Below are 15,528 nucleotides of genomic sequence, written 5' to 3'. Positions count from 1 at the left end.
GTCAGGCAACGCCGAAGCATCAACTTTTGCTGCAAGATATTGTCATTGCCAACGTCGGCTCTAACATCCCTTACAGCCAGTCCAGCCATGAATGCCGGCCGGCAGTGAAATCGAGGGATTGCAATGAAGTGCGTCGCGGCAAGGCTGATGATCGCCGTTGGAATGCTGGTCGGGACCCTTCTCCCGCTACAGGCCGCGACGCTCAATACAATGGCTGATGTCGGGGCCGCGATCCAGGCGTGCTGGACGCCCTCGGCGGATGCCGGGAATTCCACCGTAACCCTGAGCTTCAGCTTCAAGCGCGACGGCACGCTGATCGGTTCGCCAAGGGCGACTGCCGTCAAGGTGGCCGGCGATGACAAGGCGCGGCAGGCGTTCATCGACGCGGCCACCGCGGCCGTCAAGAATTGCACGCCCCTGACTTTCTCTGCGACGCTGGCACAGGGCATTGGCGGCAAGGTGTTCACATTGCAATTGGTTTCCCCGAAGCAGTTGCAATCGGTCTCCCCGAAGTAAATAGCTGTTCCCGCGACGACCTTACGGTGACCATGCCTGACGCCATGGGTCAGGGAAGGCTCGCGAAAAGCAGACTGTCCGGCAGGTTTTACACCTCCGCGTAGCCGGCCCCTCCGAGATCAGCGGCTCAATGGCCCGGCGCTTTTGGCTCAATGGCTCAGGCGCCGCGCCTCGGCATGCCGTGCCAAATCCGGTGTCTCGAAGACGTAGTCGCTCCAGGCCGATTCCGGAATTTGCCCGGCCAGATAGCACTCCAGCAACAGGTTCTGCTCGGCGTTGAGCGGCCGTGGCGCGCCCTCATGGTCAAGCCCGAGGGAATGAAAAAGGTTTCTTGTCAGTTCCGATACCGTGAAGTGGATCGACATCCGCGTTCTCCTTTGCCTTTCAACGCCGCACGCCAGGCAAAGGTTTCAGGTCAGGTATCGGATTTAGTCGCCCGCCTGGCGTCCTGGCCTTGCAGCATTGGCTGCCATCGATCGGGCCGCACTGTTTTCCGGTTCGTCTCAATCTTGAAATAAAAATGTAATATCGAATTTACAGGGCTGGTCCTATTACACTAAATGAAGGTCTGCTTAGGTCGAAAGTCTTAAAACATTAGACTAGGCTCATCTAACCAAAGGTTAGCTCAGTCTAAAGAACGTGATTCCAGACTATCCGCAACAAGGATCATGTCGTCCCGATGACCCGTTTCTGGTTTCTCATGATGACGGTCGCACTGGTAATGGTGACCGCCTTTGCGCTCGGCACAACATCTTCCTACGCGGACAGTTGCAGCGCGATCAGAGGCCAGTTGCTTTCCGCCGGTCGCGGCGGCGGCGTGAGCCCGGAACTGGCGCAGCTGCGTCGCCAGCTCGCGGCGATCCAGGGCCTGGAGAGGCAGCGCAGATGCACCGCGCAAAGTGCGACGGGTGGTTTCTTCAACGCTTGCGCCGACCTTGCCAGGAACCGGTCGGACGTGCAGCGCCAGATCGCCGCCGCGTCCAATTCCGGCCGGGACATTTCGGGCCTGCAGGCACGGTTCGCGGCGCTCGGCTGCACATTCCGGGGCAAGGAGCAGCGCCCGGCGCCGAAGACGCAGTCCGCCGCGGCAACGGCGGTGCCAACGTACGGCGGCAACACCATGCTGTTTTGCGTGCGCCTTTCGGATGGATATTTCTTCCCGGCGCCCAAGTCGCAATTCGCCGGCAATGACGATCTCAAGGATACGGCCGATCAATGCCGTTACATCTGTGACGATCCGGCGGTCGACCTCTACACGCTGAGCGATGCCAGTCTGGAAACCGAAAAAATGGCCGCGCTTGACACGCGCAAGCCTTACACGGAATTGCCGACGGCTTTCCGCTACCGTGAGGATGCCAATTTCAAGGCCTGTGACGTCAAGCGCTATTACCAGCGGGTTGCCGAACTGAGAGCGAGGACGGTCACGCCCACGAACATGAGCAATGCCATCATCCCCTTGCCGCAGCCAAAGCCGGACCTCGGCAGTGTCGCGGCAATTCCGGGATCCGGCAGCGAGGCTCCGGGCACCGCTCGGTTGCAATCGATCGAGGCTGGCAAGCGGTCGGTGCGCATGGTTGGCCCTGCCTTCTTCCCCGTGGAATAGCAACGGTTTTTCAAACCCGGCGGCCGACCGCCGCGATGAGCCTGTCGCTTACCTGGCCGCGATCCTGGCCGCCGCGATCCGGCTGGAACAGGTGCCTGCTCCCAGCGTTGTGATCGACATCAGCCGGGAGCAACGCCATGGCCACGTTCAGGGAAATGCGGGTTCTGGAGATCCTCGAAGACGGCTCCTTGACCAAAGACGAGAAGATCGCCGAACTGCGCAAGATCGAATCCGAGGCGCGCGGGCTACAGCGGGCAGCGTCGGAGAGCCCGATGGGCAACGATGACGGCTGGCAAGACGATCTGCGCCAAGTTCGCCTAGCGCTCGACAAGCTCGGTGCAAAAGAACCCAAGAAGGGCGCGGCAACGCTATAGAAGCCCTGCCGGCAACAAGGCTCCAGCTTTAGTCGCAAACCATGCGAACGCGTTGGCCTGGCGCGCTTACATTCCTGCACGCCAGCTGCTTTTCCGGGCCGGAAGACGAGGGAGCCGGGGAGGAAAGCCTCCTTTGATGCCGTCTCTGCACGGCGGGCTTCACAACCCTGCGCTCGGAAAACCGTTCGGGCGACTGTGGTGGCGCCGGAAAGGCACCGTTGTCGACCTGCGACGGTCCGTAGTCGACATTGGGTGGCGGCCGGTCCCAGAAGCGCCTGGCATCGAGCGGCCGCGGGATGATGACCGTGCCGTCATAGCTGCGCGAACAGCCGCTGCCGAAAAGCAGCGCCACGCCCAGCAAAAAAGGCCCTATCCGTCCAGACATAAGCAACACCCCTGCGGGCGCTTATAACGCAGCGTTGGCCGACCCGGCAACCGCACGGAACAACGCAGCAACAACGGTCCGGTTGCTCGTTAAGGTTAGCGGATCGTTAATGCTTCTCGGGCACATTCCGCCGACGAACCGCGGAGGGAGGGTTCGGCCTTGATTTTCGGGGTGGGGACAGCATGGCGGAAGCGGACGAAGCAATCGGCGCGCGCGGCAAGCGCGAGCCCGGCAAGGCAGCAGTGCATGGCGGCGACGCCTTGCCACATACTGCCGATATGGATCGCGCCGAAGGGCTTCGCCAGCTTGTCGAAGCCGGCTCGGACTGGATCTGGGAGACCGATGCGGAGCTGCGCTTCTCCTGGCTTTCGCAGGGCTACCAGGCGGCGACGGGCATCGATCCGGCCGATGTGCTTGGCCGGTTCCGCTTCGATTTCCTCAACCAGGTCCTGAAGGGCAATCGCAGCGCGGCAGCGCATCTGGAAGATCTGCAGGCGCGCCGGCCGTTCCGCGACTTCGTCTATGAGCTGAAGGGCGGCGGCGCCGACTGCCGCTGGGTGCTGACGTCAGGCTTTCCACGCTTCGACAGCGAAGGAAAATTTGCCGGCTATCGTGGCATCGGCCGCAACATCACCGCGCTGGCCGCCGCCTTCGAGGAGATGGCGCCGAAACAGGACGAAGACGTTTCTTCGCAAAGTCTCGTCAACCTTCGCACGATGGTCGATTCGATGCCGATCGGCGTGGTCGTCCTCGGTGCCGACATGCGCGCGGAGGTGATCAACAGCGCCTTCCATGACTTCTGGAGGATCGATCCAAACCGCGCCGGGATCGGCTCCAGCTTCCGCGAGCTGATGGAAGCCAGCCGTGCCATAGATCCCTTCGGTGCCGACGAGACTGCCTGGCAGCGCCATGTCGCCGAGCGCGAAGCCGAGATCAGGGCCGGCGTCGCCGGCTCCAGGCAATTGCCGCACAATGATGGGCGCACGCTGGTCGCCTCACTGGCATCGCTGGCCGGTGGCAAGCGGCTCATTTCCTATGTCGATGTCACCGACATGAAGGGCCGCGAGACGGAAGCCGAGGATGCCCGCAAAAACGTTGCAACCGTGCTGGAATCGCTGCCGGCAGGCGTCATCATCTACGACCGAGACGACAAGTTCGTCTTCGCCAACCGCAAGCTGCAGGATTCGCTGCCGGCACTGAAGCCCTACTGGCAGCCCGGCCGCACTTTCCGCGAGGCGCTGGAGTTCGGCCACTCGGTCGGCTATTTCCGCTCGAGCGGCGATGCCGTGGTCGACAGCCTTTATGCGGTCGATACCGAACGCTGGCTCGACGGCATGCTGAGGCGCTACCGTTTGCCAAATTCTTCCTATGAGCGTCTCAATGCGGATGGACGCTGGTATCAGGTCTACGACATGCGCACCGATGACGGCACGTTCATCGGCGTGCGCGTCGACATCAGCGATCTCAAGAGCCGCGAGGCCGCCTTGCGCGACTCGATGCGCCAGATCGATCTGTTCCGGCACGTCATGGACGAGCTGCCGGTGGCCGCCTTCATCAAGGCGCAGGACCTGAACATCGAATTCGTCAACAAGGCCTGGTGCGCGCTGACCGGCCTCGCCAAGGAAGATGTCATCGGCCGGACCGACCGGCAATTGTTCGGCGCCGAGGAAGCGGAAGGCTTCAGCCATGACGACGCCGATGTCGTGGCGACCGGCAATGTGCGCGAGGTCGAGGAGCCGGTCACCCATCGCGACGGCACGGTGCGGCAGTTGATGACGCGCAAGAGCCGCCTGGTGGCCAGCGACGGCTCGGTGCACCTTGTCGGCTCCAGCACCGACATCACCGATGTCAAGGCGCGCGAGCGGGCGCTGGAAGAAAGCATGCGCGAGAACGAGGTGTTCCGCAGCCTGATCGACAACGTGCCGGTGTCGATCTACGCCAAGCGCTCCGACCTCAGGCAGTTCTACGTCAACAAGGGCTGGTGCGACCTCACCGGTCTCGGCAAGGAAGAGGCGATCGGCAAGACCGACGTCGAGATCTTCGGGCCGGACGGCGAGGCCTTCGTCGCCGGCGACCTGGCCGTGCTGCGCACCGGCGAAACCCAGGAGATCGAGGAGACGGTGACGCTTGCCGATGGCAGCGTGCGCCACCAGTTCGCCCGAAAGGGCGCGATGATCGCGTCCGACGGTTCGCTCTATCTGATCGGATCAACCACCGACATCACCGAATTGAAGATGCGCGAGGCCGAATTGCGCGAGGCGCGCCAGCGTGCGGTGCTCGCCGACCGCGCCAAGTCGGAATTCCTCGCCAATATGAGCCATGAGATCCGCACGCCGATGAACGGCGTGCTGGGCATGGCCGAACTCCTGGCCAAATCCAATCTCGATCCAAAGCAGAAGACGTTCACCGACATCATCGTCAAATCGGGCAACGCACTTTTGACCATCATCAACGACATCCTGGATTTCTCCAAGATCGATGCCGGCCAGCTGGTGCTCGATCCGGCGCCGTTCAATCTCGCGGAGGCGATCGAGGACGTCGCGACGCTGGTGTCGACACGCGCCAAGGAAAAGGATCTCGAACTCATCGTGCGCATCGAGCCGAGGCTCGGAAGCCTTTTCATCGGCGATGTCGGCCGGATCAGGCAGATCGTCACCAACCTGCTCGGCAACGCGGTGAAATTCACCGACGAAGGCCATGTGCTGGTCGACGTGACCGGCGAACGGATGCCGACCGGAACCAAACTGACGATCTCGGTCACCGACACCGGGATCGGCATCCCCGAGGAAAAGCTGAAGCTGGTGTTCGAGAAATTCAGCCAGGTCGACACCTCCTCGACAAGGCGGCACGAGGGCACCGGGCTTGGTCTCGCCATCACCTCGCGGCTGGTCGAACTGATGGGCGGCAAAATCGGTGTCGAGAGCGCCGAGGGCAAGGGTTCGACTTTCTGGTTCGAGGTGACGCTGCCCAGCGCCGAACAGCAGAACGGGCAGCGCATCATGCCGGTGGATGTGACCGGCGCTCGCGTGCTGATCGTCGACGACAATGCCGTGAACCGTGCCATCCTGACCGAGCAGATGACGTCGTGGACATTCGATTCATGCGCGGCTGAAAGCGGCGCCGAGGGGCTCAAGGTGCTGATCGCCGCCGCGGCCTATGGCGTACCGGTCGACTGCGTCGTGCTCGACTACCAGATGCCTGGGATGAGCGGCGCCGAAATGGCGCGCATCGTGCGAAACACTGCGGGCCTCGCCAACACGCCGATCATCATGCTGACCTCGGTCGACCAGTCGCTTGCCAACACCAGCTACCGAGATCTCGGCATCGACGCACAGCTGATCAAGCCGGCGCGCTCCTCGGTGCTGCTGGAAACGCTGGTCGCGACCGTCCAGCGCCATCGCCACACCACGGTTGGCCACGCCGCCCAGCCATCGGCAGGCGAGGCGCCTAATGCGCCTCAGCGGCAATCATTGGCGCCGTCCGAGCAGCGCGCACAATTGCAGCCACCGCCGGTTCGTCCCAGGCTGCCGGCCGTCGGCGGTGACGGACAGAGGCTTGATATCCTCGTGGCCGAGGACAATGAGGTGAACCAGATGGTCTTCACCCAGATCCTTGGCGAGACCGGCTACGGCTTCGAGATCGTCAGCAACGGCCGCAAGGCACTCGACGCCTTCGGCAAGCTCAATCCTTGCATGATCCTGATGGACGTCTCGATGCCGGAGATGAGCGGTCTCGAAGCGACGGCCGCGATCCGCCGGCTGGAGGAAGACACCGGCACGCATGTGCCGATCGTCGGGGTCACCGCGCATGCGCTCAAGGGCGATCGCGAACGATGCCTGGAAGCGGGCATGGACGACTATCTGCCAAAACCAATCAGCCCCAGGGCCCTCTTGGAGAAGGTCGAGCGCTGGGTCGGCGCCAGCCGCCAGGCGCAGCGCAACGCGGGATAGCACCGCGTCGCGGATTCGCGGCATCTGAAGAGGCAAGCCGAAGGAATCAGTGGGAGATTCCCTGCTACCCCCGCGTGCAATGACTATGGTGCGATCGCACCATATCAAAGGCTGTGCCTAGCCGGGACAATGGCGGCATCGAATTCCGCTCATCCAGTTACGGGCGGGAGCAGCGACCGCCGGCAAGGAACAGCGTCACTCTACCCCAACGGACCTGTTTTCGGCGATGGCCCGGCCACGACACGCTCTGGCCTCGAGCAACGCACTCCCGTCCGGATTTTCTTCACCTTTGAAAGCCCCGTCGAATCCGGCGGCGGCTGCGGCCGGCGGACGGCTCAAGCCCATGATTCCGGGGACAAACTCGGATCGGGCCGCGAACCGGCCGCGCCACCGCCTTTGCCGGCGCCGGCGACGCGTTACCGGGCTGACATGAAACTGTCATGCGACTGTTATAATCGAAGGCTATTGGCCTCAGCGGGCGCTGGCAAGAAATGGCGCCGAGAGACCATCTTCCGAACAGGAGCAGGCCACATGAGACATTTCATCCGCTCGGCGGCCGTTGCGATTGCAATGGCTGCGGCGTCCACCATCACCCTTTCCGCGGCAATGGCAGCTGACCTTTCAGGCGCCGGCTCGACCTTCATCTATCCGGTGTTCGCCAAGTGGGCCGACACCTACAAGAAAGACACCGGCATCGGCCTCAACTACCAGTCGATCGGTTCCGGCGGCGGCATCAAGCAGGTCATCGCCAAGACCGTGACCTTCGGCGCCACCGACAAGCCGATGTCCGATGCCGATCTGGAAAAGAACGGCCTCGTGCAGTTTCCGATGGTGATGGGCGGCATCGTGCCGATCGTCAACCTCTCCGGCGTCAAGCCGGGCGAACTCGTCCTCGACGGCAAGACGCTGGCCCAGATCTATCTCGGCGCCATCACCACCTGGGACGATGCCGCGATCAAAGCGCTGAACCCCACCCTCACGCTGCCGTCGACCGCCATCGCCGTCGTGCACCGCTCGGACGGCTCGGGCACCACCTTCAACTTCACCGACTATCTGGTGAAGCTCTCGCCCGACTGGAAGGACAAGGTCGGCTCGGACACGGCCGTCGAATGGCCGACCGGCGTCGGCGCCAAGGGCAGCGAAGGCGTTGCCAATACCGTCAAGCAGACCGACGGCGGCATCGGCTACGTCGAATACGCCTATGCCAAGCAGAACAACCTGTCCTACTCAAAGATGGTGAACGCAGCCGGCAAGGTCGTCGAGCCGTCGCTCGAATCCTTCGGCGCTGCCGCTTCGAATGCCGACTTCAAGACTGCCAAGAACTTCAACGTCATCATCACCAACGAGCCCGGCGACACCACCTGGCCGATCGCGGCTTCGACCTGGGTGCTGATCCACAAGGTTCCCGATGACGCTGCTGCCACCGGCGAAGCGCTGAAGTTCTTCGCCTGGGCCTACAAGGACGGCAAGGAAACCGCCAAGGCGCTCGACTATGTGTCGATCCCCGACAGCGTCGTCGACCTGATCAAGGCTTCGTGGAAGACCGACATCCAGGCCGACGGCAAGCCCATCTACGCCGGCGAGTAACATCTTCTGGAGGAGCGCCGCGCCCGCGGCGCTCCTTTTCCTTCAACTCGAAAGAGCCGAGCTTGACATGAGTGCTGTCCAGGAAGCCTTGCCAGCCATTCGAGGTTCGCGCGACGCCATCGTCAGGCGGTTTGCGCTGACAGACGCGATCTTCCACGCAATGACCCGCGCCGCTGCGATATTGGTGCTGGTGCTGCTCGGCAGCGTCGCGATCTCGCTGTTTGCCGGCTCCTGGCAAGCCCTCTCGACCTTTGGCTTCTCGTTCCTGACCAGCGAAAGCTGGAATCCGGTGACGGAGAAATTCGGCGCGCTGGCGCCGATCTACGGTACCATCATCACCTCGGCAATCGCCATCCTGATCGCCGTGCCGCTCGGCATCGGCATCGCCATCTTCCTCACCGAGCTTTGCCCGCGCCCGCTGCGGCGCCCGATCGGCATGGCGGTGGAATTGCTGGCCGGCATTCCCTCGATCATCTACGGCATCTGGGGCCTGTTCGTGCTGGCGCCGTTCCTGCAGACCACGGTGCAGCCGTTCATCATCAGCGTGTTCCACGGTATCCCGGGCCTCGGCAGCCTGTTTGCCGGCCCGCCCTACGGCATCGGCCTGCTGACATCGTCGATGATCCTTGCCATCATGGTGCTGCCTTTCATCACCTCGATCACCAAGGACGTCTTCGACACGGTGCCTCCGGTGCTGAAGGAATCGGCCTACGGCATCGGCTGCACGACCTGGGAAGTGACCCGCCGCGTCGTCATTCCCTACACGCGGATCGGCATCATGGGCGGCGTCATGCTCGGCCTTGGCCGCGCGCTCGGCGAAACCATGGCGGTAACCTTCGTCATCGGCAACGCGCATCGCATCAGTACGTCGCTGTTTGCGCCGGCAACGACGATCTCGGCGACCATCGCCAACGAATTCACCGAGGCGGTCGGCGATCTCTACACGTCTTCGCTGGTGGCGCTCGGCCTGATCCTGTTCGTCATCACTTTCCTGATCCTTGCCATCGCACGCTACATGCTGATGCGCATCGACGCCCGCACCGGAGCCTGACCGATGTCGACAGCCACGTCGCTTCACCAGAGCCGCAAGCGCAAGAATGGCGTGATGATGACGCTGTGCGTCGCCGCGGCCGGCATCGGCCTTGCCTGGCTGGCGCTCATTCTCGGCGCCCTGCTCTACAAGGGCCTGTCAGGCGTCAATCTTTCGGTCTTCACGGAAATGACCCCGCCGCCAGGCGACGCCGGCGGCCTGCTCAACGCCATCTACGGCAGCATCGTGATGACCGTCATCGGGATCATCGTCGGCACGCCGATCGGTGTACTGGCCGGCACCTACATGGCCGAATACGGCCGCTTTTCGAAGCTCACCACCGTTGTGCGCTTCATCAACGATATCCTTCTGTCGGCGCCGTCGATCATCATCGGCCTGTTCGTCTACGAATTGATGGTCCGGCCGATGGGGCACTTCTCGGCGATCGCCGGCGCCGTCGCGCTGGCCATCCTGGTCATCCCCGTCGTCGTGCGTACCACTGAGGACATGCTCAACCTTGTGCCCAACGCCTTGCGCGAAGCCGGCACCGCGATCGGCGCGCCGCGCTGGGTGGTGATCCGCTCGGTCGCCTACCGCGCCGCGCTTTCGGGCATCGTCACCGGCATATTGCTGGCCATTGCCCGCATCTCCGGCGAAACGGCGCCGCTGCTGTTCACCGCGCTCAACAACCAGTTCTGGTCGAGCAATCTCAACGCGCCGATGGCCAGCCTGCCTGTCACCATCTTCCAGTTCGCTCTCAGCCCCTACGAGGAATGGCAGCAACTGGCTTGGACCGGCGCACTCATAATTACATTGACGGTTCTCGCGCTCAGCATCTTTGCGCGCAGCCTGACCGGACGCAGAGAGGACAAATGAGCCAGATGTTGTCTCCAGACATGACGATCGCCGCCGAGGCAGCCGCCAAGGCAAAGATCGAGGTCAAGAACCTCAATTTCTACTACGGCCAGTCGAAGGCGCTGAAGGACATCACGCTGTCGCTGCCCGAACGCAGCGTCACCGCCTTCATCGGCCCTTCGGGCTGCGGAAAGTCGACGCTGCTGCGCGTCTTCAACCGCATCTACGAGCTCTATCCCAGGCAGACCGCCGAGGGCCAGGTGCTGCTCGACGGCAAGAACGTTCTCGACCGTTCGCAGGACCTCAACCTGTTGCGCACCAAGATCGGCATGGTGTTCCAGAAGCCGACGCCGTTCCCGATGTCGATCTATGAGAACATCGCCTTCGGCGTCAGGCTCTACGAGAAGATCAGCAAGGCCGAGATGGACGGCCGCGTCGAACAGGCGCTGAAGCGCGCAGCACTCTGGACCGAGGTCAAGGACAAGCTCAATGCCAGCGGCCTCAGCCTTTCGGGCGGCCAGCAGCAGCGGCTCTGCATTGCCCGTACCGTGGCGGTGAAGCCGGAAGTCATCCTGCTCGACGAGCCGGCCTCGGCGCTCGATCCGCTGTCGACCGCCAAGATCGAGGAGCTGATCGACGAATTGCAGGCCGACTACACGATCGTCATCGTCACCCACAACATGCAGCAGGCGGCGCGCGTATCGAAGCAGACGGCCTTCATGTATCTGGGCGAACTGGTCGAGTTCGACAAGACGGAGAAGATCTTCACGTCGCCCCGCGAGAAGCGGACGCAGGACTACATCACCGGCCGCTTCGGCTGATCACGCATACGAGGACCAGGATCATGGCCGAACACACGGTTGCAGCCTTCGATGAAGATCTCGGACAGATCAGCAGGCTGATCAGCGACATGGGCGACCTCGCCGGCTCGATGGTCGGCGGTGCCACCAAGGCGCTGCTGAACTCCGACAATGCGCTCGCCCAACGCGTCGTCTCCGATGACGCGATCATGGATGCGCGCCAGCGCGAGCTGGACGACCGCGCCATCACGCTGATCGCCAAGCGCCAGCCGATGGCCGACGATCTGCGCCATGTCGTCGGCTCGATCCGCATGGCCGGCGATCTCGAACGCATCGGCGACCTTGCCAAGAACATCGCCAAGCGCGTCGGCACGGTCGGGCTCTCCGCCACGCCGCGCGACCTGTCGCACTCCATCGACGCGATGGCGCAGCTGGTGCTGATCCAGGTTCAAGGTGTCATCGAGGAATATGCGGCGCGTGATGCCGCGGCACTGGCGAAGCTGCGCGCCGACGACGAGCGTATCGACGTGAAATACACCTCGGTGTTCCGCGAACTGCTGACCTACATGATGGAAGATCCGCGCAACATCACCGCCTGCACGCATCTTCTGTTCTGTGCCAAGAACCTCGAACGCATCGGCGACCACGTGACCAACATCGCCGAGAATGCGTATTATGTGCTGACCGGCACGCAGCTGCCCGCCAATCGCCCGAAGCAGGACGAAACCGCGATGTCGGCGCCGGCGGCATAGCAGGGGTGACCAGCCGATGATCGCGCCACGCATCATGGTGGTGGAGGATGAGGAGCCGCTAGGGGTGCTGCTCCGCTACAATCTGGAATCGGAAGGCTACCAGGTCGAGGTGGTGACGCGCGGCGACGAGGCGGAGATCCGCCTGCAGGAGAACGTGCCCGACCTTCTGGTGCTCGACTGGATGGTGCCGGCGGTGTCCGGCATCGAACTCTGCCGGCGCCTGCGAATGCGGCCCGAGACCGAGCGGCTGCCGATCATCATGCTGACCGCGCGGGGCGAAGAAAGCGACCGCGTGCGTGGGCTCTCCACGGGCGCCGACGACTATCTGGTCAAGCCGTTCTCGACGCCGGAGTTCATGGCCCGCGTCAAGGCGCTGCTGCGCCGCGCCAAGCCTGAAGTGCTGTCCAGCGTGCTCAAGGTCGGCGATATCGTGCTCGACCGCGAATCGCACCGCGTCTACCGCAAGAAGAGCGAGATCCGGCTCGGGCCGACCGAGTTCCGCCTGCTCGAATTCATGATGCGCCATCCCGGCCGCGTGTTCTCGCGCAGCCAGCTGCTCGACAATGTCTGGGGCGAGACGATCTACATCGACGAGCGCACCGTCGACGTGCATGTCGGCCGGCTGCGCAAGGCGGTCAACAATGGCCGCATGCCGGATGTGATTCGCACCATTCGCGGGGCAGGGTACGCCATCCGCGAAGATTAGGTTCTTCGGCGCGGAAGGTTAGACAGTCGGATTTCGTGCTTAAGCCGGATCGCTTTACCTTGGCGATTCGCGAAAACGTCCATTGCTTCGTCATCCACGGGCGGAGCAAGAAGCGAAGCGACGCGGCATAGACCCGAGGATCCATGCCGCGACTTCGAAGCGTTGCCTCGGTGCGGAATTCTGCTCCGCTGCACTCCGTGGCCAAGGTCGCGGCATGGATTCCAGGGTCTCCGCGACGGAGCTTCGCTCCTGCTCCGCCCAGGGATGACGAAGTCGTGAGGCTTTGTCCAACCCACGGATGTTACGATGGCTTCGATTTCACGCCACGTTCTTCCCAGCCGCGCCTGCTCTCGCCTGCACGCCCGGCGCGAATATTTCCTGATCGACGAAGGTCAGAGCGCGCATGGCGCAGCCTTCGCGGATCAGCGGCAGTTCGTTAGGCTCGGTGTCGAAGGAGATCGATTTCGAGTGCTGGCCGCCGGCGGTCTGTGCAATCGCCTCGCGCAAGGCCGGCTCGATCAGGTCGAAGGCGGCGGCGCTGACGCCGACCATGGCGACCGGGGCGGGATCGATCAGCGCGAACAGGCTGCCCAGGCCATAGCCCAGCGCCTCGCCGGCCTTGCGATAGGCCTGGCGCTCCGGCCCGTCCTTGTCGCGCGCCGAAGCCGCCAGCGCCCGCATGTCGGCGTCGCTGACGTCGATCGGTTCGGTGTCCTCGCCAAGCTGTCTCGCGTTGCGCCAGATGGCGTAGTTGCCGGCATAGGCCTCGACGCAGCCGCGCCGTCCGCAGCGGCAGAGCGCGCCGCCTGGGCGGTGGATCATGTGGCCGAACTCGCCGCCCGAGGAATGGGTGCCGGTGAACAGTTCGCCCTTCAGCACCAGGCCCATGCCGATGCCATGCGACAGCAGAATGGCGATGAAGTCGTCGCGGTAGCGCTCGGGATCGCGCCAGCGCAGCGCCACCGCCATCATGTTGCAGTCGTTTTCCATGGTGGCGGGGATGCCGAACTCGGCTTCGAATATGTCGGCGAAGGCGATGTCGGTCTGCGGCGTGATCGGCGACCACAGCATGGCTCGCGCCTCGGTGTCGGTGATGCCCTGGACCGCCAGCGCGATGCGGGCGACGCTGCGGATGTCGATGTCGGGGTCCTCGAGGCGCCGCCTTACGATTGCCGTGCATTCGCCGATCAGCGCCTCGCGCGACATGGTCAGCGTGTCCAGCCGGCGCTGTTCCTCCGATATCACCTGGCCGGCATAGTCGATGACGGCGACCGACAGGAAATTCAGCGACAGCACCACGGTCATCACCGCCGCCGCCTCGGGGTTGAGGGTGAGGCCGACCTGCGGCCTACCGCGTTTTAGCGAGCCGGCCTCGCTCGGCTTGCCCTCGGTCAGGACGCCTTCGCCGATCAGGTCGGAGGAGATCGCCGAGATGGTCGAGTGGCTGAGGCCGGTGGTCGCGGCGATCTCGGTGCGCGAAGGCTGACCGGCACGGCGCACGGCCGCGATCACCATGGCGCGGTTGCGCCGGCGCAGATCGTCGTGGCGGATTCCGACCGACATGTTTCCCACATCCTCCCGATCGCCGCGGCCTTTCGTGCCTCCCGAAGGCCGCCAGCGAAGCCACCAAATACTGGCAGAAGCGCCCCACGCTGTCATTATTTATTCCGGAGCTCGAAAAAAAGTCTGCGGCACCTCAAAATCCATCAGAATCATTGTTGACAGTGTTCCGGTGATGGACCAGTGTTTTTTCGAGGCTCGAAAAAATAGGGCCTTTGTGCCGGCCTTAGGGCCAGTTTGGTCGCGCCATACGCGGCGCAGGGAGGAATATCATGAAGAAATTCACAGCCGCCATCCTGGCGGGTGTCGCCATGTCGCTGACGCTTGCGTCGGTCGCGCAGGCGAAGGACAAGGTCATCGGCGTTTCATGGTCCAATTTCCAGGAAGAGCGCTGGAAGACCGACGAGGCCGCGATGAAAAAGGCGATCGAGGCCGCCGGCGACAAGTACATCTCCGCCGACGCGCAGTCCAATCCCGGCAAGCAGCTCACCGATGTCGAAAGCCTGATCTCGCAAGGCGCCAATTCGCTGATCATCCTGGCGCAGGATGCCTCGGCCATCGGCCCGGCGGTGCAGAAGGCGCTGGACGAAGGCATTCCGGTCGTCGGTTATGACCGCCTGATCGAGAACAAGGACGTCTTCTACCTGACCTTCGACAACAAGGAAGTCGGTCGCTTGCAGGCCAGCGCGGTGTTCAAGGCCAAGCCGGAAGGCAACTACGTCTTCATCAAGGGCTCGGGTGCCGATCCGAATGCCGACTTCCTGTTCTCGGGCTCGATGGAAGTGCTCAAGGAAGCCATCGACAGCGGCAAGATCAAGAATGTCGGCGAAGCCTATACGGACGGCTGGCTGCCCGCCAACGCCCAGAAGAACATGGAACAGTTCCTGACCGCCAACGACAACAAGGTCGACGCGGTGGTCGCGGCCAATGACGGCACCGCAGGCGGCGTCGTCGCGGCGCTGACGGCGCAAGGCCTTGCCGGCACCGTGCCGGTGTCCGGCCAGGACGGCGACCATGCGGCACTCAACCGCATCGCGCTCGGCACCCAGACCGTGTCGGTGTGGAAGGACGCGCGCGAACTCGGCAAGAATGCCGCCGAGATCGCCTCGCAGCTGGCCGACGGCAAGAAGATGGCAGACATCGCCGGTGCGAAGGACTTCACGACGCCTGGCGGCAACACCGTCAAGTCGCTGTTCCTGACACCGGTTGCGATCACCAAGGACAATCTCAACGTGGTCATCGACGCCGGCTGGATCAAGAAGGACGAGGTCTGTGCAGGCGTCGCCGCCGGCAGCCTCGCGGCCTGCAACTGATCTCGAAGACGTCAGACAATGAAACGCCGCGGCTGCCAGGCCGCGGCGTTTTTTCAGGAAGATTTGTGTTTCCGCCGCGGGCGGGTAACTTCCAGGC

The 15,528-nt window shown here is 63.3% G+C and carries 13 protein-coding genes; 11 read left to right on the top strand and 2 right to left on the bottom strand.

Translation table 11 applies throughout. The features are described from left to right. Positions 1-123 precede the first annotated feature (123 nt). Complete coding sequence (locus FJ978_RS19275) at positions 124-516, top strand: hypothetical protein (protein WP_140573312.1); 393 nt, start codon at positions 124-126, stop codon at positions 514-516. Between the two features lie 149 nt (positions 517-665). On the opposite strand, the gene FJ978_RS19270 is transcribed toward FJ978_RS19275, so the two are convergent. Beyond that, complete coding sequence (locus FJ978_RS19270) at positions 666-881, bottom strand: hypothetical protein (protein WP_023776891.1); 216 nt, start codon at positions 879-881, stop codon at positions 666-668. Between the two features lie 314 nt (positions 882-1,195). On the opposite strand from FJ978_RS19270, the gene FJ978_RS19265 reads away from it, so the two are divergent. From FJ978_RS19265 to phoB, 9 genes are all read left to right on the top strand, one after another. Then, complete coding sequence (locus FJ978_RS19265) at positions 1,196-2,119, top strand: DUF2865 domain-containing protein (protein WP_140573311.1); 924 nt, start codon at positions 1,196-1,198, stop codon at positions 2,117-2,119. Between the two features lie 137 nt (positions 2,120-2,256). Next, on the top strand, positions 2,257-2,493 hold the full coding sequence (locus FJ978_RS19260; RefSeq protein ID WP_013892649.1) for a hypothetical protein: 237 nt from the start codon (positions 2,257-2,259) through the stop codon (positions 2,491-2,493). Between the two features lie 567 nt (positions 2,494-3,060). Then, complete coding sequence (locus FJ978_RS19250; RefSeq protein WP_140573309.1) at positions 3,061-6,828, top strand: PAS domain-containing protein; 3,768 nt, start codon at positions 3,061-3,063, stop codon at positions 6,826-6,828. Between the two features lie 531 nt (positions 6,829-7,359). After that, positions 7,360-8,415, top strand: a complete 1,056-nt coding sequence (gene pstS / locus FJ978_RS19245) for a phosphate ABC transporter substrate-binding protein PstS (protein WP_013892651.1) — start codon at positions 7,360-7,362, stop codon at positions 8,413-8,415. Between the two features lie 67 nt (positions 8,416-8,482). Beyond that, entirely contained in the window at positions 8,483-9,466 is a 984-nt protein-coding gene (gene pstC, locus FJ978_RS19240; protein ID WP_140573308.1) for a phosphate ABC transporter permease subunit PstC, read from the top strand. 3 nt (positions 9,467-9,469) lie between these two features. After that, positions 9,470-10,321: a phosphate ABC transporter permease PstA gene (gene pstA, locus FJ978_RS19235; RefSeq protein ID WP_140573307.1), complete on the top strand. Its 852-nt coding sequence runs from the start codon at positions 9,470-9,472 to the stop codon at positions 10,319-10,321. Further along, on the top strand, positions 10,318-11,121 hold the full coding sequence (pstB, locus tag FJ978_RS19230; protein ID WP_013892654.1) for a phosphate ABC transporter ATP-binding protein PstB: 804 nt from the start codon (positions 10,318-10,320) through the stop codon (positions 11,119-11,121). The genes pstA and pstB overlap by 4 nt, the downstream gene beginning before the upstream one ends. Positions 11,122-11,144: 23 nt before the next feature. Next, complete coding sequence (gene phoU, locus FJ978_RS19225) at positions 11,145-11,852, top strand: phosphate signaling complex protein PhoU (protein WP_010911897.1); 708 nt, start codon at positions 11,145-11,147, stop codon at positions 11,850-11,852. 16 nt (positions 11,853-11,868) lie between these two features. Beyond that, a complete protein-coding gene (gene phoB / locus FJ978_RS19220) occupies positions 11,869-12,558 on the top strand; it encodes a phosphate regulon transcriptional regulator PhoB (RefSeq protein WP_010911896.1) in 690 nt (229 codons plus the stop codon). A 318-nt stretch (positions 12,559-12,876) separates the two neighbouring features. On the opposite strand, the gene FJ978_RS19215 is transcribed toward phoB, so the two are convergent. Beyond that, positions 12,877-14,121: an ROK family protein gene (locus FJ978_RS19215; protein WP_140573306.1), complete on the bottom strand. Its 1,245-nt coding sequence runs from the start codon at positions 14,119-14,121 to the stop codon at positions 12,877-12,879. A 269-nt stretch (positions 14,122-14,390) separates the two neighbouring features. On the opposite strand from FJ978_RS19215, the gene xylF reads away from it, so the two are divergent. After that, a complete protein-coding gene (gene xylF / locus FJ978_RS19210; RefSeq protein ID WP_140573305.1) occupies positions 14,391-15,431 on the top strand; it encodes a D-xylose ABC transporter substrate-binding protein in 1,041 nt (346 codons plus the stop codon). The last annotated feature ends 97 nt before the right edge of the window (positions 15,432-15,528 follow it).

This window comes from Mesorhizobium sp. B1-1-7 (assembly GCF_006442705.1).
Taxonomy (GTDB): Bacteria; Pseudomonadota; Alphaproteobacteria; order Rhizobiales; family Rhizobiaceae; genus Mesorhizobium; species Mesorhizobium opportunistum.
This window is presented reverse-complemented; position numbering and strand designations above follow the sequence as displayed.

What these genes read in the sequence shown, in the direction of transcription:
- FJ978_RS19275 (WP_140573312.1), top strand. Translation starts at nt 124, where the DNA reads ATGAAGTGCGTCGCGGCAAGGCTGATGATCGCCGTTGGAATGCTGGTC.
- FJ978_RS19270 (WP_023776891.1), bottom strand. Translation starts at nt 881, where the DNA reads ATGTCGATCCACTTCACGGTATCGGAACTGACAAGAAACCTTTTTCAT.
- FJ978_RS19265 (WP_140573311.1), top strand. Translation starts at nt 1,196, where the DNA reads ATGACCCGTTTCTGGTTTCTCATGATGACGGTCGCACTGGTAATGGTG.
- FJ978_RS19260 (WP_013892649.1), top strand. Translation starts at nt 2,257, where the DNA reads ATGGCCACGTTCAGGGAAATGCGGGTTCTGGAGATCCTCGAAGACGGC.
- FJ978_RS19250 (WP_140573309.1), top strand. Translation starts at nt 3,061, where the DNA reads ATGGCGGAAGCGGACGAAGCAATCGGCGCGCGCGGCAAGCGCGAGCCC.
- pstS (WP_013892651.1), top strand. Translation starts at nt 7,360, where the DNA reads ATGAGACATTTCATCCGCTCGGCGGCCGTTGCGATTGCAATGGCTGCG.
- pstC (WP_140573308.1), top strand. Translation starts at nt 8,483, where the DNA reads ATGAGTGCTGTCCAGGAAGCCTTGCCAGCCATTCGAGGTTCGCGCGAC.
- pstA (WP_140573307.1), top strand. Translation starts at nt 9,470, where the DNA reads ATGTCGACAGCCACGTCGCTTCACCAGAGCCGCAAGCGCAAGAATGGC.
- pstB (WP_013892654.1), top strand. Translation starts at nt 10,318, where the DNA reads ATGAGCCAGATGTTGTCTCCAGACATGACGATCGCCGCCGAGGCAGCC.
- phoU (WP_010911897.1), top strand. Translation starts at nt 11,145, where the DNA reads ATGGCCGAACACACGGTTGCAGCCTTCGATGAAGATCTCGGACAGATC.
- phoB (WP_010911896.1), top strand. Translation starts at nt 11,869, where the DNA reads ATGATCGCGCCACGCATCATGGTGGTGGAGGATGAGGAGCCGCTAGGG.
- FJ978_RS19215 (WP_140573306.1), bottom strand. Translation starts at nt 14,121, where the DNA reads ATGTCGGTCGGAATCCGCCACGACGATCTGCGCCGGCGCAACCGCGCC.
- xylF (WP_140573305.1), top strand. Translation starts at nt 14,391, where the DNA reads ATGAAGAAATTCACAGCCGCCATCCTGGCGGGTGTCGCCATGTCGCTG.